At 25.8% G+C, this 285-nt stretch carries 1 pseudogene (running past one end of the window); it reads left to right on the forward strand.

The features are described 5' to 3' along the window. Positions 1-114 (forward strand): annotated as a pseudogene (locus tag LUA84_RS01350) (50S ribosomal protein L18e) (it extends 153 nt beyond the left edge of the window). The last annotated feature ends 171 nt before the right edge of the window (positions 115-285 follow it).

Below are 285 nucleotides of genomic sequence, written 5' to 3' on the forward strand. Positions count from 1 at the left end.
AGATATTCATTAAATGCAAAAGAAAAACTGGAAAAGCCTGGTATTAAAATATTAACAATAGAGGACTTATTAAAGGCAAATCCAAGAGGTTCAAATATAAAAATAATAATATGATAGCAATAGGAAGAAAATATATAGATGCAACAGATTCTATTTTAGGTAGATTGGCATCAGAAGTTGCTAAATATTTGTTAGAAGGATATGANNTATATTATATTTAATGCTGAAAAGACTGTTTTGGTTGGAGAATGGAATAGTTTAATTAAATATTGGAATCATAAAGTA

It is taken from the genome of Candidatus Nanopusillus massiliensis (genome assembly GCF_920984865.1).